Here is an 18,297-nt window from a genome sequence, read left to right as displayed (position 1 = left end):
CTCCTCGTGCTGGTGCGGGGCATGGCCGCCCATGCTGCCGTACACCCCCGGCCCGGCGGCTGCCGGGGGTGAGGGCGGGTCAGGAAGCGACGGTGGTACGGCGCTCCCGCGCGCCCTGCGCGAGGATCAGATCGACATCGACCGGCACGCCGCCGCCGGGGTACTCCGCGGGGAGCGCGATCGGCGCGTACCCCGTGGCCGTCCCGGCCAGGACATACGGTCCGCCGGACGGCGGCAGCAGCGCGTAGTGGCCGTCCTCGTCGGCGGTGGTGCGGCCCGCCTGCCGGCCCCGGGGGTCGATGAGCGTGACGTTCGCCCGCGCGATCGGCGCCCCGTCCGGGTCCACGACCCGCCCGCGGAACCCGCCGGACCCGGCGACCAGCGTCGGCCGCCTGCTCTCCTCGGCCTCGCCCGCCAGGGACTTCCGCCCCGGCGCCGAGCGCTGCGACGGCAGGAACGCGGCCAGCACCAGGCCGACGATCACCGCGCCCGTCGCGATGAGGAACGAGATACGGAATCCGTCCATGCTGGGGACCGCCACACCGCCCGTCCGGATCGAGGTGTGCGCGAGCACCATGCCGATCACCGCGCTCGACACCGACGTACCGATGGAGCGCATCAGGGTGTTCAGACCGTTGGCCGCGCCGGTCTCCGACGGATCGACGGCGCCGATGATCAGGGCGGGGAGCGAGGAGTACGCGAGTCCGATGCCGGCCCCCACGACGACCGAGATGACGATGGTCTGCCAGGCCGCGTTCATCAGGCCGAGGCCCGCGCCGTACCCGATCCCGATGATCAGCAGGCCCAGCATCAGGGAGACCTTGGGGCCGCGCCGGGCGGAGATCCTGGCGTAGACGGGCGCGGTGAACATCATCGTCAGACCGAGAGGCGCCACGCACAGACCCGCCACCACCATCGACTGGCCCAGGCCGTAACCGGTCGCGGCGGGCAGCTGGAGCAGTTGGGGGAGGACGAGCGAGATCGCGTAGAAGGCGACACCGACCATGATCGAGGCGAGGTTGGTGAGCAGTACCTCACGCCGGGCGGTGGTGCGCAGATCGACCAGCGGGGCGGCGCCGCGCAGCTCCATCACGCCCCACAGCAGCAGGATGGCCACCGCCAGGCCGAACAGCCCGAGCGTGGTCGGTGAACCCCAGCCCCAGTCGCTGCCCTTGGTGATCGGCAGCAGGAGCGCGACGAGTCCGGCGGACAGCCCGATCGCGCCGAGCCAGTCGAAGGTGCCCTGGGCCCGTACCGAGGACTCCGGTACGTAGCGGACGGTCAGCAGCATCGACACCACGCCGAGCCCGGCCGCGCCGAAGAACAGCGCGTGCCAGTCGGCGTTCTGGGCGACCAGGGCCGCGGCGGGCAGCGCGAGCCCGCCGCCGACCCCGATGGACGAGCTCATCAGCGCCATCGCCGAGCCGAGCTTCTCGCGCGGCAGCTCGTCGCGCATGATGCCGATGCCGAGGGGTATCGCGCCCATCGCGAAGCCCTGGAGCGCTCTGCCGACGATCATGATGACCAGGTCGTCGGTGAATCCGCAGATCAGCGAGCCGACCACCATGACGGCGAGGCTGGCGAGCAGCATCCGCCGCTTGCCGAAGAGATCACCGAGCCGCCCCATGATCGGGGTGGAGACGGCGCCGGCGAGCAGGGTCGCGGTCATCACCCACGTGGCGTCGGAGGGCGATGTGCGGAGCAGGACGGGCAGGTCCTTGATGACGGGAACGAGCAGGGTCTGCATCACCGCGACGGTGATGCCCGCGAAGGCGAGGACGGGAACGATCCCGCCGGCTGTGCGCGTCGACGGATCCGGGAGCTCCCCGGCGCGCTGATCGGTCGTCGTCTGTGGCATACGTGCGTCCTCCGGGCAGGAAGTAAGGGCAGCTGAGGGTGCGCGAGGGCAGGTGGATGCAGTGTGCAACCTTTCAGTCGGCCGCGATATTCCGGCGAACGCGACGCGAACGGCATCGGAAGAGGACGCCGGTCCTCACCGCCACTTATCTGACGCTCCGTCAGGAACGAGACGCGCGCCCCCCGGCTCCTCCGAGGCCTGGTCCGCCAGGGGCCGTACTGGTCCCGGGGCCTACGCCGAAATCCCGATGTACGGACCGTTCGGCGCCTGCGACCATGACCGCCATGGTCCGAGCCCCCGTGGAAACCGACACCGTCCACCTCTCCGCGACGTCGGGGCCGCCCCGTACCTGGGCGGTGCTCCTCGCCGCCTGCGCCGGGCAGTTCCTCGTCGTCCTCGATGTCTCCGTGGTGAATGTCGCGCTGCCGTCGATGCGCGCGGACCTGGGGCTCTCCGGCGCCGGTCTGCAGTGGGTGCTCAACGCCTACTCGATCGCGTTCGCCGGGTTCATGCTGCTCGGCGGGCGGGCCGCCGATCTCTTCGGCCGCAAGGCGATGTTCCTGACCGGGCTCGCCGTGTTCACCCTGGCGTCTCTCGCGGGCGGACTCGCCCAGGAGGGCTGGCAACTGCTCGCCGCCCGCGCCGTACAGGGGCTCGGCGCGGCCGTGCTGGCGCCCGCGACACTCACCATCCTCACGTCCGCCGTACCGGAAGGCGTCGCCAGGACCCGGGCCATAGGGACCTGGTCGGCGGTCGGCGCGGGCGGTGGCGCGGCCGGCGGGCTCGTCGGCGGTGCCCTCACCGATCTGCTGTCCTGGCGCTGGGTGCTGCTGATCAATGTGCCGGTCGGGGTGCTGGTGCTGGCCGGCGCGGCGGTATGGCTGACCGAGTCCCGTACGGAGCGGGTACGGCGCCTCGATCTTCCCGGCGCGGTGCTGGTCACGGCGGGTCTCGCCCTGGTCGCGTACGGGATCGTGGGGACCGAGGAGCACGGCTGGGGAGCGGCGGCGACGCTGCTGCCACTGCTCGGCGGCGCCCTGCTGCTCGGCGCGTTCGTGGCGGTGGAGGCGCGGGCGAAGGCACCGCTGATGCCGCTCGGGCTGTTCCGGGTACGGGCCGTGTCCGCCGCCAACGCGGCCATGTTCGTCTGTGGCGCGGCGTCGTTCGCGATGTGGTTCTTCATGACGGTCTACGCCCAGAACGTGCTGGGATACACACCGTTGGACGCCGGGCTCGCGCTCATCCCCAGCTCGCTGTCCATCGTGCTCGGCTCCAAGCTGGCGCCCCGGCTGATGCCGCGGGTCGGCGCCCGCAATCTGGCGGTGCTCGGGACGCTGCTGGCGGTGGCCGGATTCGGCTGGCAGTCCACGATGACCGCCGACGGAACGTATCTCTCGTCGATCCTGGGCCCCGGGCTCCTGATGATGACCGGCCTGGGGCTGGCCGCGACCCCGCTGGCGGCGCTGGCCACGGCGGGCGCGGCGGCCGACGACGCGGGTCTGGTCTCCGGCCTGATCAACACCTCCCGGACGATGGGCGGCGCGCTCGGTCTGGCGGTCCTCTCCACGGTGGCGGCGTCCCGTACGGCGGGCGGCACGAGCCCGGAGGCGCTGACCGAGGGGTACGCGACGGCGTTCAGGACGGGCGGCGGGGTGCTGCTCGCGGGTGTCGTTCTGATGCTGCTGTGGCTGCCGCGCGGCTCTTCGAGTGCGTAACGGTCTTTCGAGTGCGTAACGGCCCCCGGCGGACCGGGTCCTACAACCAGCCCTGCCCGCGGGCCGTGCGGACGGCCTCCCTGCGATCGCGGGTGCCGGTCTTGCCGATGGCCGACGAGAGGCAGGTGCGTACGGTCGACTCGGACAGCCGCAGCCGTTCCGCGATATCGGCGACTGTCGCCCCGTCCACGGCCGCGTTCAGCACGTCCCGCTCCCGCGCGGTGAGCGGGTTCGGCCCGGCGCTCGGCGCGGCGGCGGCGAGGGCGGGGTCGACGACGGTCTCACCGGTCAGTACCCGCCGGATCGCGGCGGCCAGTTCCTCCACCGGACCGTCCTTGACGAGAAAGCCCGCGGCCCCCGCCTCCATCGCCCGCCGCAGATGGCCGGGCCTGCCGAAGGTGGTCAGGATCAGGACCCGGCAGTCGGGCACCTCGTCGCGCAGCCTCATGGCCGCGTCGAGACCGCTGAGTCCGGGCAGTTCGATGTCCAGCAGCGCCACATCGGGCCGCGAGGCGAGCGCGGCGTCCACGATGGCGTCGCCCCGCCCCACCTGCGCGACCACTTCGAGGTCCGCCTCCATGCCGAGCAGCAGGGCGAGGGCGCCGCGCGTCATGCCCTGGTCCTCGGCGAGGAGGACACGTACGCACCTGGCCGGTCTGTGATCCCGCGGCATCTCCGTCACCGGCACAGCGTAGGGCGGGGAGGACGTCAGCCGTCGTGCCGGTCCGGCGCGGCGAGGGCGTTGACGGCGGTGACGATTCCGTTTCTCCTCATGGGTGCGTCCTGGCATGCATCACGCGGTCCCGCCTTCACGGGGTCCCCCGCCTTCACGGGGTCCTCGCCGACCTGCGGTACGAGAACACCGCGTACGAGCCGAAGACGAGAAGCCAGCCCGCCAGCACCGCGATCGTCGTCACCCCCGGGGCCGTGCCCTGCGTGGTGGACCAGCCCAGGTCGGCGAAGCGGTTGGCGGGGGTGTACTCCGAGATCGTCCGCAGCCAGCCGGGGAACGCGGCGATCGGGAACCAGAGCCCGCCGACCACGGACAGGACCATCAGACAGCCCACGTTCACCACGCCGGTCGTCTGCGCGGAGAGCCGGTAGCCGTTGCCTATGCCGAGCAGGGTGAAGGGGAGCGCGCCCGCCCACAGCAGCACGATCAGGGCCGCCCACTGCCACAGCGCGAGCCGTACGCCGTTGACCAGACCGCCCGCGGCCAGTACGGAGAGCAACGCGGGCAGGACGGTCACCGAACCGGCCATCGCCCGGCCCAGCACCACCTGGCGCGGCGGCATCGGGGTGATCCGCAACTGGCGCAGCCAGCCGAGCGACTTGTCCTCGGCGATCCCGGTGCCCGTACCGACGGCCGCGCCGAGCGCGCCGTACGCGGCCATGCCGACCATGGAGGCGATCTTCCACTCCATGTCCTCCGCACCGGCGCCGCCGCCGATATTGGTGAAGAGCAGATACATCAGCACCGGCATGCCGGTGCCGAAGATGAGGAAGCCGGGATCGCGCAGCGTACGGCGGACTTCGAGCTTGATGTACTCCAGCATGGCGGGCATCACAGGCCGTCCCTCGTGTTGTCCCTCTTGTCGTGCCTCTTGTCGTGCTTCGTCGCTTTCTCGGGGGCGTCCTCGTGGTCGTCCCCGGAGCGGCCCGCCGTGCGCGTCAGGGCGAGGAAGGCGTCCTCCAGCGTCGCCGGGGCGACTTCGAGGCGGCGGATCGCGTCGAGTCCCGCGAGGGCGACGACGGTCGCGTCCGAGTCGTCCGTACGGAGCCGGGCGCGGCCCGCGCGCACCTCGGCCGAGACGACGCCGGGCAGCCGCGTCAGCTCCGCCGTGAAGCCCTCCGGCAGGTCGAAGCTGACGAGATGGCCGCCGACCGAGCCCTTGATCAGTTCACCGGCGCCGTCCGCGACGATGCGGCCGTGGTCGAGGACGACGATCCGGTCGGCGTTGTCGTCGGCCTCCTCCAGATAGTGCGTGGAGAAGAGCACGGTGTTGCCGCGGTCCGCGTAGGCGCGCATCGACGCCCAGAAGGCGCGGCGGGCCTCCACGTCGAGGGCGGCGGTGGGCTCGTCGAGAACGAGCAGTTCGGGGCCGCCGGCCAGGGCGACCGCGAACCTGACCCGTTGCAGCTGACCGCCGGAGAGCTTGTCGACGCGGCGGCCGGCCAGTTCCGTGAGCCCGGCGAGATCGAGCGACTCCGCGAGGGGCAGCGGGCGCGGGTAGGTGCCGGCGACGAAGGTGAGCAGTTCCCGTACGGTCACCCGCCGGATCGGCCGGCCGTCCTGGAGCATGGCCCCGACCCGCCCGGCCGTGACGGCGTGCGCGGGCGGCCCGCCGAAGAGCCGCACCGTCCCGCTGTCCGGCTCGTCGAGGCCGAGGAGCAGCCCGATGGCGGTCGACTTGCCGGCGCCATTGCGGCCGAGCAGCGCGACGGCCTCACCTCGCGGAACACCGAGATCGATGCCGTCCACGGCCCGGACCGCGCCGAAGGTCTTGACGACACCGGTGAAGCTCACGGCGTCCGTCGAGGCACCGTCCGTCGAGGCACTGTCCGTTGAGGCACCGGGGCGCCTGCGCGCGGTGCCCGTGCCCGTGCCCGTGCGAGGGGTATCTGTCGCCGGCGTACCGGCTGTCTGCGTCATGCCCCCGACGCTACGGACCCGACCCGCCACTCCGACAGACACGTGTGTACGAACTCACGCGGTACAGCGGTACAAATGTCCCGCACGGATGTCCCGCCGCCCCGCCGTTCTCATGGCGAGAGGCCGCCACGGACGTGCCGTGACGGCCTCTCCTCATGTGTGCGGACGTGGTCGGACCTGATAGGGCGTCCGATTCGTCAGGCGGCGTAGCCGCTCTGCTCCGGGCGGCGGTGACGGCCGTGGGCGGGGGACGCCGAGTCCTCCGTCGCTGCCGCACCTCCCCGGTGCTTCGCGTGCGTTCCGATACCGCCGCTCTCGTCCCGGTCGGTGGCCGCCGCTCCCCGCGGGCGATCCTGGGTCGTCTCGGTTCGGGCTTCAGACATGTGGGAAGTCACCCCGTCGTGATCGCATCTTGTTGTGGCGCAGGGACTCCGGCCGCCCCGTACCGCCACGACAGCGTTACGGTCACGCGTCCGCATCACCGTCACCGACACATCCCGTCGGTACGGCCGCGAAGCCCCCGGCCGGAAGTCTATCCAGGTGCCACACGGCCGGTGAGGGGAGCCTGCTGGAGCGGCACCGGCCTGCACATCACAGGAGTACGGGGGCCGTTGGGCGGTTCCCCGTCCGGCGATTCCGCTTGTGCCGGTTCTGTGATCGGTTCGGCATCAGGGCCGGGGCACGGGCTCGCGGCCGGATCCCGGTCCGGGGCCCGAGGGCCGTCCGGGACGTGGAGCGGCACATCGGCGGGGGCGTCCAGGCGTGCCACTCCGCAGGGCACCGCCCTTGTGGCGTACGGCAGTTGCAGCACGGCGTCCCTGGTCCACACGCCGGATCCGGCCAGCCACCCCTCGGGAGCCCGGCGTTGATGCAGCCGTCGGCCCGCCGGTCGCCACACACCGAGCCAGCTGCCCGCCGCGCCGTCGATCCGCAGCGCCACCGCGCAGCTCTCCGGCATCAGCACCTGACCCGGCTGTACGGCGAACGGTGTCACCGCGCAGTCCGGCAACCGCAGGCACTCGGGGAACCGCACCGGCCGTGGGCTCCCCAGGACACCCCACCCCAGCCGGTCGTGGCCCGGCGCGTCCGAGCGGATCAGCAGCAGCCCGCTGTCGGCGTCCGCCAGCAGCAGCCGGTCGTTGCTCTCCTCGGTGATCTGGAGCAGCGGTGTCACCTCGCCGCCCCGCCCCAGATCGACGGCGACGGCCTTCACCACGCCGTCGGTCTCCCGGTCGAGGGCCAGTATCCGGCCCGTGCGGTCCAGCCAGACACCGCCCGAGCAGCGGCCGGGCACCTCGGCGACCGGCTCGGGGCCGAACGCGCCGCCCGTCACCAGCCAGACCGTGGTGGCGCGCGGGCCGGCCGACAGGGCGTAGGCGCGGCTGCCGTCGGGCGACGGCGGCAGCAGCGTCAGCTCGGTGAGCTCGTCCGTACGGCCCACCGCGCCCACGGGCAGCTGGCCGGTGCCGGGGCCGGTGGGGTAGAGCAGCGAGAAGTCGTGCCGGTCCGCGACCAGCCGGCGGATGAGAACCCTGCCGTCGGCCAGCGGCAGCACCTCGGTGTCGGGCTCCTCGGGCTGGTCGAGGGGGAGAGGCACGGCGTAGGGCTCGGGTCCGTCGAGCGTCCACCGCTCCGGGAACCACGCGTCGCCCTGAGCGGCCGGACCGCCCCGGCCGGGCGCGCCGAGCGTCAGCCGAGCCGCGTAGGCGCCGTCCGCCGTGATCGCGAACTCCGGGTGTCGCACCGCCTTGCGCGGGCCCCCCGGGCCGCCGCCTCCGTTCGGGCGGACCTGGCGGCCCGGTCCGCCAGGTCCGCCCGGGCCGTTCGGCCCCGTTCCGTCCGCCCCGTCCGCTCCGTCCGTTCCGCTCTCGTTCCCCGTAGCCGTCTCGATAGCACAGGCCGTCATCGGTCTGTCACCTCCGGCGACGAAGCTAGTTTTCGTACTTCCAGCCGAACAACACGAGACCCGGCACTTCACACATAAGGGTGGCCATCGCGCGATTCCCCTGAAAGCGCGGGGGCGGGTGTGCTGGCCGAGACGGCGCTGCTTAAAGTAAGGCACGCCTTACCAGTCCTGCCCGATCCCGCCCGTACCTCAACGAGTACCGCCTCCCAGGAGCATCAAGATGTCCATAAGACGCCGTGGCACAGCCGCCGCCGTCGCCCTCGCCGCCGCGTTCTCCCTCGCGGCCTGCGGCAGCGGCGACCCCTCCGACAGTGGCTCCGCCGCGTCGGACGGGGGCGACAAGAAGGCCGCCGTCGCCACGGGCGGCAAGGACTTCGCCGACGCGGCCAAGAAGACGGCCGCCTACGGGACCGACGCGGAGCCGGGCCGGTTCCCGCGCACGATCACCCACGCCATGGGGACGACGGAGCTCAAGAAGCGCCCCGAGCGGGTCGTCGTGCTGGACGTCGGCGAGTTCGACAATGTCGTCTCCCTCGGGTTGAAGCCCGTCGGATACGCGCCGACCGAGGGCGACGAGGGCATCCCCAGCTATCTGCTGAAGGGCGCGGGCACCCCCAAGAGTGTCGGCACGATCAACAACCTCAACCTGGAGGCGATCGCCGGGCTCAAGCCCGACCTCATCCTCGGCAGCCAGCTGCGCGCGGCCGACAAGTACAAGGCGCTCGCGGCGATCGCCCCGACGGTCTTCGCCATCCGCCCCGGCTTCACCTGGAAGGAGAACTACCTCCTCAACGCCCAGGCGCTGGACCGTACCGCGCAGGCGAAGGCCGAACTCGCCGCGTACGACAAGAAGGCCGCCGCCCTCGGCACGGACATCGGCCCCGACAAGCCGACCGTCTCGATGGTGCGCTACATGCCGGACCGGCTGCGGCTCTACGCGAAGGCGTCGTTCATCGGCACGATCCTCGACGACATCGGCGTGCCGCGGCCGAAGAACCAGCAGATCAACGATCTGGCCGTGGAGATCAGCCCGGAGAAGATCGACGACGCGGACGCGGACTGGATCTTCACGGGTGTGTACGGCGACCCGAAGAAGACCCAGCGGGACACCGCGCGCTCCAACCCGCTGTGGAAGAACCTGAAGGCGGTCAAGGCGGGGCAGGCGAAGGACGTCAAGGACGAGACCTGGTACCTGGGCCTCGGCGTGACGGCGGCGGACCTGGTCCTCGACGACCTGCGCGGCTACCTCGTCAAGTAGCGGGCCGCGCAACGCCCGCCCGCCATGGCCACGGAGACCTTCGTAGCCATGGTGGGCGGGACACGTGGGACAGGTAGCCTTTGCACCGTGCCCCCTGTCCCCTCAGCCGTCCCCGCCGACGCGCCCCCCGCGCCCCGTCTGGCGGACGTCCTCGCCGCGCTCGACGCCCTCTGGCCGCCCGAGCGGGCCGAGCAGTGGGACGCCGTCGGCACGGTCTGCGGTGACCCGGGCGCCACGGTCACCCGGGTCCTGTTCGCGGTCGACCCCGTCCAGGAGATCGCCGACGAGGCGGTCCGGCTCGGCGCCGAGCTGATCGTCACCCACCACCCGCTCTATCTGCGCGGTACGACGACGGTCGCGGCCTCCACCTTCAAGGGGCGCGTCGTGCACACGCTCATCAAGCACGACATCGCGCTGCATGTCGCGCACACCAACGCCGACACCGCCGACCCCGGTGTCTCCGACGCCCTCGCCGGGGCGCTGGACCTGCGGGTCGTCCGGCCCCTCGTACCCGATCCCACGGACCCCGCCGGACGGCGCGGCCTCGGCAGGATCTGCGAGCTGGACCACCCGGCGACCCTCCGCGACCTCGCCGCACGCGTCGCGCACCGGCTGCCCGGCACCGCCCAGGGCATCAGGATCGCGGGCGACCCGGACGCGCCCGTCCGTACGGTCGCCGTCAGCGGCGGCTCGGGCGACGGCCTCTTCGACCAGGTCAGGGCGGCGGGCGTGGACGCGTTCCTCACCGCGGACCTGCGCCACCACCCGGTCTCCGAGGCCACCCAGCACAGCGCGCTCGGGCTGATCGACGCCGCGCACTGGGCCACCGAATGGCCCTGGTGCGAGCAGGCCGCCGCCCAGCTCGACGAGATCTCCGACCGCCATGGCTGGGACCTGCGGGTCCATGTCTCGAAGACGGTCACCGACCCCTGGTCAGCCCATCACTCCTCCGACCTCTCAGGAGCCCCCAACTGAACGCCGCGCCCGCCGACCAGATCCGACTCCTCGACGTCCAGGCCCTCGACGTACGACTGTCGCAGCTCAGCCACAAGCGCACCGCGCTGCCCGAGCACGCCGAGATCGAGTCGCTCACCAAGGACCTCGCCCAGCTGCGCGACCTGCTGGTCGCCTCGACGACCGAGGAGAGCGACACCGCCCGCGAGCAGACCAAGGCGGAGCAGGACGTCGACCAGGTGCGCCAGCGCGCCGTACGCGACCAGCAGCGGCTGGACTCCGGCGCGGTCACCTCGCCCAAGGACCTGGAGAACCTTCAGCGCGAGATCGTCTCGCTCGCCAAGCGGCAGGGCGATCTGGAGGACGTCGTCCTCGAAGTCATGGAGCGCCGTGAGTCCGCGCAGGAGCGGGTCGCCGAGCTGACGGAACGTGTCTCCGCCGTCCAGGCCAAGACCGACGACGCCGCCGCGCGCCGTGACGCCGCCGTCGGGGAGTTCGACCGCGAGGCCGCGACCGTCACCAAGGAGCGCGAGGTCGTCGCCGCCTCCGTACCGGCGGACCTGCTCAAGCTGTACGAGAAGCTGCGCGGCCAGCAGGGCGGGGTGGGCGCGGCGCGGCTGTTCCGGCGCCGCTGCGAGGGCTGCCAGCTGGAGCTGAACATCACCGAGGTCAACGAGGTCAAGGCGGCCCCCGCCGACGCGGTGCTCCGGTGCGAGAACTGCCGCCGCATTCTGGTGCGTACGGCCGACTCGGGTCTGTGATGCGGCAGTTCATCGTCGAGGCGGACGGCGGCTCCCGGGGCAACCCGGGGCCCGCCGGGTACGGCGCGGTCGTCCTCGACGGCCGGACCGGCGAACCGCTCGCCGAGGCGGCCGAGTACATCGGTGTCGCCACCAACAACGTCGCCGAGTACAAGGGTCTGATCGCGGGCCTGACCGCCGCCAGGGCGCTGGACCCGGCCGCCGAGATCAGGGTCCGGATGGACTCCAAGCTGGTCGTCGAGCAGATGTCGGGGCGCTGGCAGATCAAGCACCCGGACATGAAGCCGCTGGCCGCCGAGGCGGCGCGGATCTTCCCCGCGGGACAGGTCACCTTCGAGTGGATCCCGCGCGAGCGGAACAAGCACGCGGACCGGCTGGCCAACGAGGCGATGGACGCGGGCAAGAACGGCGGGCAGTGGGATCCGTCGGCGTCCACGGCGGCGCTCGACGCGAGCGCGGCGCGCGCGGCGATGACGGAGGCCGAAGCGGGCGAGGCCGTGGGGCGGGCGGCACAGACGGAGCGCGCGGCACAGACGGAGCGCGCGGCACAGACGGCGCGTGCTGCGCAGGCTGAGCGGACGGAGCCGGCGCCCTCCGGCTCCGTGGGCTGGGGAGCCTCGGCCGACCTCGGCGCCCCCGTCACCCTCGTACTGCTCCGGCACGGCGAGACCGCGCTCACCCCGGAGAAGCGCTTCTCCGGCAGTGGCGGCAGCGACCCGGAGCTGTCGGCGGTCGGCCGTCGGCAGGCCGAGGCCGTCGCCGCGTCGCTGGCCGCGCGCGGCACCATCCAGGAGATCGTCTCCTCACCGCTCAGGCGCTGCCGCGAGACGGCGGCGGCCGTGGCGTCCCGGCTCGGTCTGGACGTCACCGTCGAAGAGGGCCTGCGCGAGACGGACTTCGGCGCCTGGGAGGGGCTGACGTTCGCGGAGGTGCGGGAGCGGTACGCCGACGATCTGAGCGCCTGGCTCGCCTCGCCCGATGTCGCGCCGACGGGCGGTGGCGAGAGCTTCACGGCCGTGGGCGGGCGCGTCGCGGCCGTCCGCGACCAGCTGCTGGAGCGCTACCGGGGCAGAACGGTACTGGTGGTCACGCATGTCACCCCGGTGAAGACCCTGGTACGGCTGGCGCTCGGCGCACCGCCGGAGTCCCTGTTCCGGATGGAGCTGTCGGCGGCCTCGCTGTCGGCGGTGGCGTACTACGCGGACGGCAACGCGTCGGTGCGGCTCCTCAACGACACCTCGCATCTGCGCTGACGTGCGCTGACGTGCGCGCGCCGCGGGCCGGTGGCGCGCGGGCTCAGGGGCGGCGCGGCTCGCGCAGGGTCGACGCCTCGCGGGCCAGCGACTCGACCCGGCCCCAGTCCTTGGCCGCCAGCGCGTCCGCCGGGAGCATCCACGTACCGCCGACGCAGCCGACGTTCGGCAGGGCGAGATACGACGGTGCCCTCTCCGCCGTGATGCCGCCCGTGGGGCAGAACCTGGCCCCCGGCAGCGGACCGGCCAGGGACTTGAGATACGCCGTGCCGCCCGCGGCCTCCGCCGGGAAGAACTTCATCTCCGTCACCCCGCGCTCCAGCAGCGCCACGACCTCCGAGGTGGTCGACACCCCCGGCAGGAACGGCACGCCCGAATCCCGCATCGCGGTCAGCAGAGTGTCCGTCCACCCCGGGCTGACCAGGAAGCGCGCGCCCGCCCGCACCGAGTCCGCCACGGCGGCGGGCGTGATGACCGTGCCCGCGCCGACCACCGCGTCCGGCACCTCGGCCGCGATCGCGCGGATCGCCGCCGGCGCGGCCGGCGTCCGCAGTGTCACCTCGATCGCGGGCAGCCCGCCCGCGACCAGGGCGCGGGCGAGAGGTACGGCGTCGGCGGCATCGTCGAGGACGACGACAGGGATGACGGGGGCGAGGTCGAGCACGGAAGCCACGGGCGCGGAGGTCATGGCGACATCCTGCCGCGCCCACGCCATGCTGCGCAATGACCGTTGCATAGGATGCAACGAGATGGATCGAGGGTGCGGGGGAGGCGCGGGGTGCGGGGGAGGCGCGGGGCTCAGTGGATCTCCGTGACCACCACATCCAGCGCCCACGTACGCCCCGCCCTCTCCGGCGCGGTCGCCTCCACCACGTACCCCAACTCCCGCAGCGTCTCCACCAGTTCGGCGGGTCCCTTCGGCCGGGCGCCCGCGATCAGCAGATCGCGCACCAGCCGCCCCTTCGTGGCCTTGTTGAAATGGCTGACCACGGATCGCTTCTCCGCCCCGGTCACGGGATCGATCTGCGCGTGCAGCACCCGTACCGTGGCCGTACGCCCCGCCAGCTCACCCTTCGGCCTCCACGCGGCGGAATACGCCGACGAACGCAGATCGAGCACGGTCCCGCCGCCCGCCACCTCCGGCAGGACGGACTCCATCGGCCCGCGCCAGTACGCGCCCAGCGCGCCGAGCCCCGGCAGCCTGACCCCCATCGAGCAGCGGTACGAGGGGATGCGGTCGCCCATCCGCACCGCGCCCCACAGCCCGGAGAAGACCAACAGTGTCTTCGCCGCCCGCCGCCGCGCGGCGGTGTCGAGCGTGGCCGGATCCAGCGCGTCGTACAGCACACCGGTGTAGATCTCCCCGGCCGGGCGCGTGCCCGCCGTACGCAGCTCCACGTTCTTCGCGATCTCGCCGCGCAGCCCCTCGCTGAGACCGAGCACCTGACGCGCCTTCTCCTCGTCGGCCGCGCACAGCTCGACGAGTTCGTCCAGCACGGCGGCCCTGGCCGCGGCCAGTCCCGGCAGGGAGAGGGACTCCGGCCTCAGCGGAGCGCCGCGCCCGGAAGCGGCCTTTCCTTCCGACGGCGGCAACAGCACGAGCACGGTGATTCTCCTCGGAAGACGTACGGGACACAGGGGATGTGGTCCCCGCGCCAGCCTAGGGCGTCTCCGACGGGCAGCCCGCGCCCGATCCGTTCGGGCCCCCGGCGGGGGCGTGGTGCCCGCGCTCAACGCGCCCTCCCGCGCCCCCCGCGCTCAACGCGCCTCCCGCCTCCGTCCGCCATACGCTCGATTCATGCCCCGCCGTCATCTGCACACGACCGCCGCGGCCGAAGGTCCGCTGCGGGCAGCCCTGGGCGTGCTGCGCACGGTGCTCGACGTGCCCGGGACCTTCCCGCCCGCGGTCCGCGCCGAGACGGAGCGGATCGTACGGGCCCCACGGCCGCCGGACGACGGCTGGGCGCCGGAGCGCGACGACACCGCTGTCGAGCTGTTCACCATCGCCGCGCCCGCCGCCGCCGACCTCGACCGGGCGATGCGGCTGGCCCGGCGCGCGGGCGGCGGCTTCCGGGTCCATTACGCGATCGCCGATGTCGCCGCGTTCGTCACCCCGGGCGGCGCGCTCGACGCCGAGTCCCATCGTCGCGTAGGGACCCTCTACTTCCCCGACGGCAGCGTGCCGCTGTTCCCCCCGGTCCTCTCCGATGTCGCGGCCAGTCTGCGGCCCGACCGGACCAGGCCCGCCCTGCTCTGGCGGATCGATCTGGACGCGGAGGGCCGGACCGTCTCGGCCGAGGTCCGCAGAACGCTCGTACGGAGCAGGGCACGGCTCGACCACGCGGGCGCGCAGCGGGAGATCGACGAGGGGACGGCCCCGGAGTCCCTTGCCCTGCTGAAAGAGATCGGGCTGCTGCGCGAACGGCTGGAACGGGAACGCGGCGGCATCTCCCTCCGCGTCCCCGAACTGGAGATCGTGGAGCACCGACCGGATCTCGACGGCGAGCAGCCCGGCGCCGGCCGGTCCGAGGGCGGCCGGTCCCGCGCGGCACATGCCTCGTACGAGGTCGCCTACCGCGCCCCGCTCCCCGTCGAGGGCTGGAGCGCCCAGATCTCCCTGCTCACCGGCATGGCCGCCGCTCAGCTGATGCTGACGGCCGGCACCGGCATCCTCCGCGCCCCGCCCGGCGCCCCGGACGGCGCGGTCGGCCGGCTCCGCCGCTCGGCGAAGGCGCTGGGCATCGACTGGCCGCACCATGTCGCGTACGCCGACACCGTCCGTTCCCTCGACCCCCGCGACGCCCGTCACGCCGCCTTCCTCCAGGAGTGCACGGACCTGCTGCGCGGCGCGGGCTACGCCGCGTTCACCGGCGGCCGTACCCCGCGGCCCGCCGTCCACTCGGCGGTCGCCGCCCCGTACACCCACTGCACGGCCCCGCTGCGGCGGCTCGTCGACCGGTACGCGGGCGAGATCTGTTTGAGCGCGGTGGCGGGCCAGGACCCGCCGGAGTGGGTGCTCGAAGCCCTGGACGGGCTGCCGAAGGAGATGGCCGAGGGAGCGGAACGGGCCGATGTCGTGGAGCGCGAGTGCGTCGGCCTCGTGGCGGCGGCGCTGCTCGGGGCCAGGGTCGGGGAGATCTTCGACGGAGTGGTGATCGATGTGAGGGAGCGTGATCCGTCCGTCGGCACGATCCATCTGGAGGACCCTGCCGTGATCGCCCCGATCGGGAGCGGCGGGGCGCCGCTCCCGCTGGGGGAGCGGCTGCGGGCACGGCTCACCCGGTCGGATCCGGGATCGGGGTCGGCGAAGGTGCTGTTCGAGCCCGCGTGAGTGCCTGGGTGAGCGCCTTGACCAACTCGGCGGACCCGTCCGCGTGGAAGCGCACCACCCGGGCCCGCTCGCGCCGACCGAGGGGCCGTACGAACATGACGGGCTCGGTCAGCTCCACCCGTACGGTCGTCTGGCCGCCCACCGCGAGATCGAGGACCCCGCCGTCCGCCGGGTCGAAGGTGATCAGCCCGCCGCTCGGCGGGTAGCGCCGGTCGACATGTACGGAGGCGATCCGGGCCGCCTCGACGGAGAAGTCGAAGAGCGAGCCGTACCGGATCCTCAACGATCCGTCCGCGCCCGCCACATGGGGCCGTGTCACACAGCCCGCGTGCAGCGCGAGCACCGCCAGCAGCGTATAGACGTCCACCACCAGCATGATGAGATGCACCACCGGCCAGGGGATCAGCACCGCCAGTGCCACCGTCTCGACGACGGCGACGAAGAGCAGTCCGTACACCATCGCCGTCTGCGGGCCGGTGTACGGCGCGGCGTGATCGCCCTCCCGGACCCCGTGCGTACGGCGGGTGACCCACCGTCCGAGACTGCTCAGGCCCCGTATCTCGTGCGCCAGCAGCCGCCGTACCGGCTCGGGCACGGCGGTACGGACCGCCGAGACGACCGCGTCCCGGCGGCCGGCGCCGGTCCGCCGGGCCCGCGCGTAGTGCCGGCACAGGACCGCGGCCTCCAGCGCGAGGAGCGTGAGGACGACGGCCTCGGCGCCGAGGAGCACGGGGGCGGGGACCGCCACCCCCGCCAGCAGACAGCCGACGAGCGCGATCTCACCCGCGATGACGAGCGGTACGACCCATTTCACGGCGATCCTCCGTGTCCGTGTCCGTGTCCTTGTCTTTGCCCTTGTTCTTGTTCTTGCGCCACTTTCAGGGCCAGCGCCGCCATGACCAGACGGGCGACCTCTGCCTGGGCGGGGGCGAGGTCGTCGAGCAGGGCTTCCCCGAAACCGGCGACGAGCGGTTTTCCCTGTGCCTTCGAGATCAGAGCCAGCACCTCCGCCGGGACGGAGTCGACGAGGGCGTCGGCGAGGGACGCGATCCGGGGATCGCCGGGCGCCGCGTCGGCGAGTTCGTCCAGCCGCCGGTAGAGATCGAGGAGATCCGGGCTCTGCGCGAGCGGTCGCAGCGCCTCGTAGAACTCCTCGTGGCCCGCGCCGGTGTCGAACAGGATCAGCAGTTCGCGGTCCTTGGCGCCGATGGGCGAGTCGACCGCGGGGGCGGTGCTCAGCAGCCGCGCCAGCGCGGGGGAGACCGGCCCTTCGGTGGACGGCGGATTCTCCATCAGCTCGGCGAGCCTGCCGCGGCGGGCCCGGATCTCGGCCTCCTGCCGCGCCAGATCGGCGTCCAGCTCCCCCAGCACCTCGGTGAGTTCGCGCCCGGCGTCGTCGGCGATCACGTCCCGCACCTCGTCCAGGGCGAGCCCCAGCTCGGTCAGCCGCCTGATCCGGGCCAGGAGGACGGCGTCCCGTACCGAGTAGTCGCGGTAGCCATTGGCACGCCTGGCGGGTTCGGGCAGCAGGCCCAGGTGGTGGTAGTGGCGTACCGCCCGCGTGGTGACCCCGACGAGAGCGGCGATCTCTGCGATCCGCATGAACCCAGTAGAAACCCTGACGTAGCGACAAGGTCAAGCCCACCGGCCGTCCCGCCCCCCCCGGCCCCCACCGGCGCCGATGCGGTCCGCCCCGCTCACGCCGGGTACCATGGCCGACACGGCAGACGAGCCGGGCGGACGGCCGCGTCAAGATCTTCGATCTTGCCGAGGAACGTCCGGACTCCACAGGGCAGGGTGGTGGCTAACGGCCACCCGGGGTGACCCGCGGGACAGTGCCACAGAAAACAAACCGCCGGGGACCGTATCCGTACGGGCCTCGGTAAGGGTGAAACGGTGGTGTAAGAGACCACCAGTGCCCAGGGTGACCTGGGCAGCTAGGTAAACCCCACCCGGAGCAAGGTCAAGAGGGAGCACCCCGGTGCTCCTGCGCGGACGATCGAGGGCTGCCCGCCCGAGTCCGCGGGTAGACCGCACGAGACCGGCGGCAACGCCGGTCCTAGATGGATGGCCGTCTCCCGGACGGCCGCGAGGCCGCCCGGTGACAAAATCCGGCGTACAGCCCGACTCGTCTGCCATCACGCTCCGCCCCCCCCCGGGGTAGCTCCGCTGCGAGGACACCCCGCCGCCCGCGCGAAGCCGAAGGTCGTTATCGCGGGACCACGTGAAACGGCCCGCCGGTATGTCCGGCGGGCCGTCCACGGTGAGCGTGAGCCTACGGTGCGAGAGTTTCGATCAGGACCTCGGAGGCACCGGCGTCGAGCAGGGACCGCCGGACCCGCTCCAGGTCCGCCGTCGCCGCCTCCGCGCCCGAGTCGTCGTCCCCGACGCTGTCACACAGCAGCATCCAGGACGAGGCGATCTCGCCGTCGGGACCCGACTCCACGTCGTCCTCCACCTCGTCGGGGAGGACGACCTCGATCTCCCAGCGCTCGTTGCTGAGGAACTGCGGGGTCGAGTTGAAGATTCCCAACGCGTCCGCGGTCCGCTGGGCGACGACGTCTCCACTCATCCGCCCCAGCACTCTCACGGTGAACTCCACGACTGC

At 72.7% G+C, this 18,297-nt stretch carries 17 protein-coding genes and 1 other RNA gene; 7 read left to right on the top strand and 11 right to left on the bottom strand.

Annotated elements, in window-relative coordinates; genetic code table 11:
- Nucleotides 1-79: 79 nt before the first annotated feature.
- On the bottom strand, nt 80-1,858 hold the full coding sequence (locus tag M1203_RS09670; protein ID WP_249949159.1) for an MFS transporter: 1,779 nt from the start codon (nt 1,856-1,858) through the stop codon (nt 80-82).
- Nucleotides 1,859-2,142: 284 nt separating this feature from the next.
- Between M1203_RS09670 and M1203_RS09665 the strand changes: the two genes are divergently transcribed.
- Nucleotides 2,143-3,573, top strand: coding sequence for an MFS transporter (locus M1203_RS09665; RefSeq protein WP_249949158.1), 1,431 nt, complete (start codon nt 2,143-2,145; stop codon nt 3,571-3,573).
- Nucleotides 3,574-3,613: 40 nt separating this feature from the next.
- Here M1203_RS09665 and M1203_RS09660 read toward each other — a convergent pair whose 3' ends face one another.
- From M1203_RS09660 to M1203_RS09640, 5 genes are all read right to left on the bottom strand, one after another.
- Nucleotides 3,614-4,246 carry a response regulator transcription factor gene (locus tag M1203_RS09660; protein ID WP_249949606.1) on the bottom strand — a complete coding sequence of 211 codons (633 nt, stop codon included), beginning with the start codon at nt 4,244-4,246 and terminating at the stop codon, nt 3,614-3,616.
- A 154-nt stretch (nt 4,247-4,400) separates the two neighbouring features.
- Entirely contained in the window at nt 4,401-5,129 is a 729-nt protein-coding gene (locus tag M1203_RS09655; protein WP_249949605.1) for an ABC transporter permease, read from the bottom strand.
- A gap of 8 nt (nt 5,130-5,137) precedes the next feature.
- Nucleotides 5,138-6,100, bottom strand: a complete 963-nt coding sequence (locus M1203_RS09650; protein ID WP_249949604.1) for an ABC transporter ATP-binding protein — start codon at nt 6,098-6,100, stop codon at nt 5,138-5,140.
- A gap of 323 nt (nt 6,101-6,423) precedes the next feature.
- Complete coding sequence (locus M1203_RS09645) at nt 6,424-6,609, bottom strand: hypothetical protein (protein WP_249949157.1); 186 nt, start codon at nt 6,607-6,609, stop codon at nt 6,424-6,426.
- Nucleotides 6,610-6,758: 149 nt separating this feature from the next.
- Nucleotides 6,759-8,132 (bottom strand): hypothetical protein, encoded by a 1,374-nt coding sequence (locus M1203_RS09640; RefSeq protein ID WP_249949156.1) that lies wholly within the window; start codon nt 8,130-8,132, stop codon nt 6,759-6,761.
- 220 nt (nt 8,133-8,352) lie between these two features.
- On the opposite strand from M1203_RS09640, the gene M1203_RS09635 reads away from it, so the two are divergent.
- From M1203_RS09635 to M1203_RS09620, 4 genes are all read left to right on the top strand, one after another.
- Nucleotides 8,353-9,390, top strand: coding sequence for an ABC transporter substrate-binding protein (locus M1203_RS09635; RefSeq protein WP_249949155.1), 1,038 nt, complete (start codon nt 8,353-8,355; stop codon nt 9,388-9,390).
- An 87-nt stretch (nt 9,391-9,477) separates the two neighbouring features.
- Nucleotides 9,478-10,365 carry a Nif3-like dinuclear metal center hexameric protein gene (locus M1203_RS09630; RefSeq protein ID WP_249949154.1) on the top strand — a complete coding sequence of 296 codons (888 nt, stop codon included), beginning with the start codon at nt 9,478-9,480 and terminating at the stop codon, nt 10,363-10,365.
- Nucleotides 10,362-11,105: a zinc ribbon domain-containing protein gene (locus M1203_RS09625; protein ID WP_249949603.1), complete on the top strand. Its 744-nt coding sequence runs from the start codon at nt 10,362-10,364 to the stop codon at nt 11,103-11,105. The genes M1203_RS09630 and M1203_RS09625 overlap by 4 nt, the downstream gene beginning before the upstream one ends.
- A complete protein-coding gene (locus M1203_RS09620; protein ID WP_249949153.1) occupies nt 11,105-12,358 on the top strand; it encodes a bifunctional RNase H/acid phosphatase in 1,254 nt (417 codons plus the stop codon). Before M1203_RS09625 ends, M1203_RS09620 begins: the two co-directional genes overlap by 1 nt.
- A 43-nt stretch (nt 12,359-12,401) precedes the next feature.
- Here M1203_RS09620 and eda read toward each other — a convergent pair whose 3' ends face one another.
- Together eda and yaaA are read right to left on the bottom strand one after the other, a co-directional pair.
- Complete coding sequence (gene eda, locus M1203_RS09615; RefSeq protein ID WP_249949152.1) at nt 12,402-13,046, bottom strand: bifunctional 4-hydroxy-2-oxoglutarate aldolase/2-dehydro-3-deoxy-phosphogluconate aldolase; 645 nt, start codon at nt 13,044-13,046, stop codon at nt 12,402-12,404.
- A gap of 110 nt (nt 13,047-13,156) precedes the next feature.
- A complete protein-coding gene (yaaA, locus tag M1203_RS09610; RefSeq protein WP_249949151.1) occupies nt 13,157-13,963 on the bottom strand; it encodes a peroxide stress protein YaaA in 807 nt (268 codons plus the stop codon).
- Nucleotides 13,964-14,156: 193 nt separating this feature from the next.
- On the opposite strand from yaaA, the gene M1203_RS09605 reads away from it, so the two are divergent.
- Nucleotides 14,157-15,689: an RNB domain-containing ribonuclease gene (locus M1203_RS09605; RefSeq protein ID WP_249949150.1), complete on the top strand. Its 1,533-nt coding sequence runs from the start codon at nt 14,157-14,159 to the stop codon at nt 15,687-15,689.
- Here the strand turns inward: M1203_RS09605 and M1203_RS09600 are convergent.
- A complete protein-coding gene (locus M1203_RS09600; RefSeq protein WP_249949149.1) occupies nt 15,634-16,503 on the bottom strand; it encodes a hypothetical protein in 870 nt (289 codons plus the stop codon). The genes M1203_RS09605 and M1203_RS09600 overlap by 56 nt on opposite strands.
- Complete coding sequence (locus tag M1203_RS09595; protein ID WP_249949148.1) at nt 16,500-17,291, bottom strand: MerR family transcriptional regulator; 792 nt, start codon at nt 17,289-17,291, stop codon at nt 16,500-16,502. Before M1203_RS09595 ends, M1203_RS09600 begins: the two co-directional genes overlap by 4 nt.
- 126 nt (nt 17,292-17,417) lie before the next feature.
- Here M1203_RS09595 and rnpB point away from each other — a divergent pair.
- Nucleotides 17,418-17,824: RNase P RNA component class A (gene rnpB / locus M1203_RS09590), an RNA gene on the top strand.
- Between the two features lie 140 nt (nt 17,825-17,964).
- Here the strand turns inward: rnpB and M1203_RS09585 are convergent.
- Nucleotides 17,965-18,291, bottom strand: coding sequence for a hypothetical protein (locus tag M1203_RS09585; protein WP_249949147.1), 327 nt, complete (start codon nt 18,289-18,291; stop codon nt 17,965-17,967).
- Nucleotides 18,292-18,297: the final 6 nt, after the last annotated feature.

It is taken from the genome of Streptomyces sp. 35G-GA-8 (assembly GCF_023534745.1).
GTDB lineage: Bacteria > Actinomycetota > Actinomycetes > Streptomycetales > Streptomycetaceae > Streptomyces.
Note: the sequence above shows the minus strand (reverse complement) of the source record. Positions and strands in the feature narration are given on the sequence as shown.

Coding starts and splice junctions, on each gene's coding strand:
- M1203_RS09670 (WP_249949159.1), bottom strand. CDS start 1,858: ATGCCACAGACGACGACCGATCAGCGCGCCGGGGAGCTCCCGGATCCG.
- M1203_RS09665 (WP_249949158.1), top strand. CDS start 2,143: ATGGTCCGAGCCCCCGTGGAAACCGACACCGTCCACCTCTCCGCGACG.
- M1203_RS09660 (WP_249949606.1), bottom strand. CDS start 4,246: ATGCCGCGGGATCACAGACCGGCCAGGTGCGTACGTGTCCTCCTCGCC.
- M1203_RS09655 (WP_249949605.1), bottom strand. CDS start 5,129: ATGCTGGAGTACATCAAGCTCGAAGTCCGCCGTACGCTGCGCGATCCC.
- M1203_RS09645 (WP_249949157.1), bottom strand. CDS start 6,609: ATGTCTGAAGCCCGAACCGAGACGACCCAGGATCGCCCGCGGGGAGCG.
- M1203_RS09640 (WP_249949156.1), bottom strand. CDS start 8,132: ATGACGGCCTGTGCTATCGAGACGGCTACGGGGAACGAGAGCGGAACG.
- M1203_RS09635 (WP_249949155.1), top strand. CDS start 8,353: ATGTCCATAAGACGCCGTGGCACAGCCGCCGCCGTCGCCCTCGCCGCC.
- M1203_RS09620 (WP_249949153.1), top strand. CDS start 11,105: ATGCGGCAGTTCATCGTCGAGGCGGACGGCGGCTCCCGGGGCAACCCG.
- eda (WP_249949152.1), bottom strand. CDS start 13,046: ATGACCTCCGCGCCCGTGGCTTCCGTGCTCGACCTCGCCCCCGTCATC.
- M1203_RS09605 (WP_249949150.1), top strand. CDS start 14,157: ATGCCCCGCCGTCATCTGCACACGACCGCCGCGGCCGAAGGTCCGCTG.
- M1203_RS09595 (WP_249949148.1), bottom strand. CDS start 17,291: ATGCGGATCGCAGAGATCGCCGCTCTCGTCGGGGTCACCACGCGGGCG.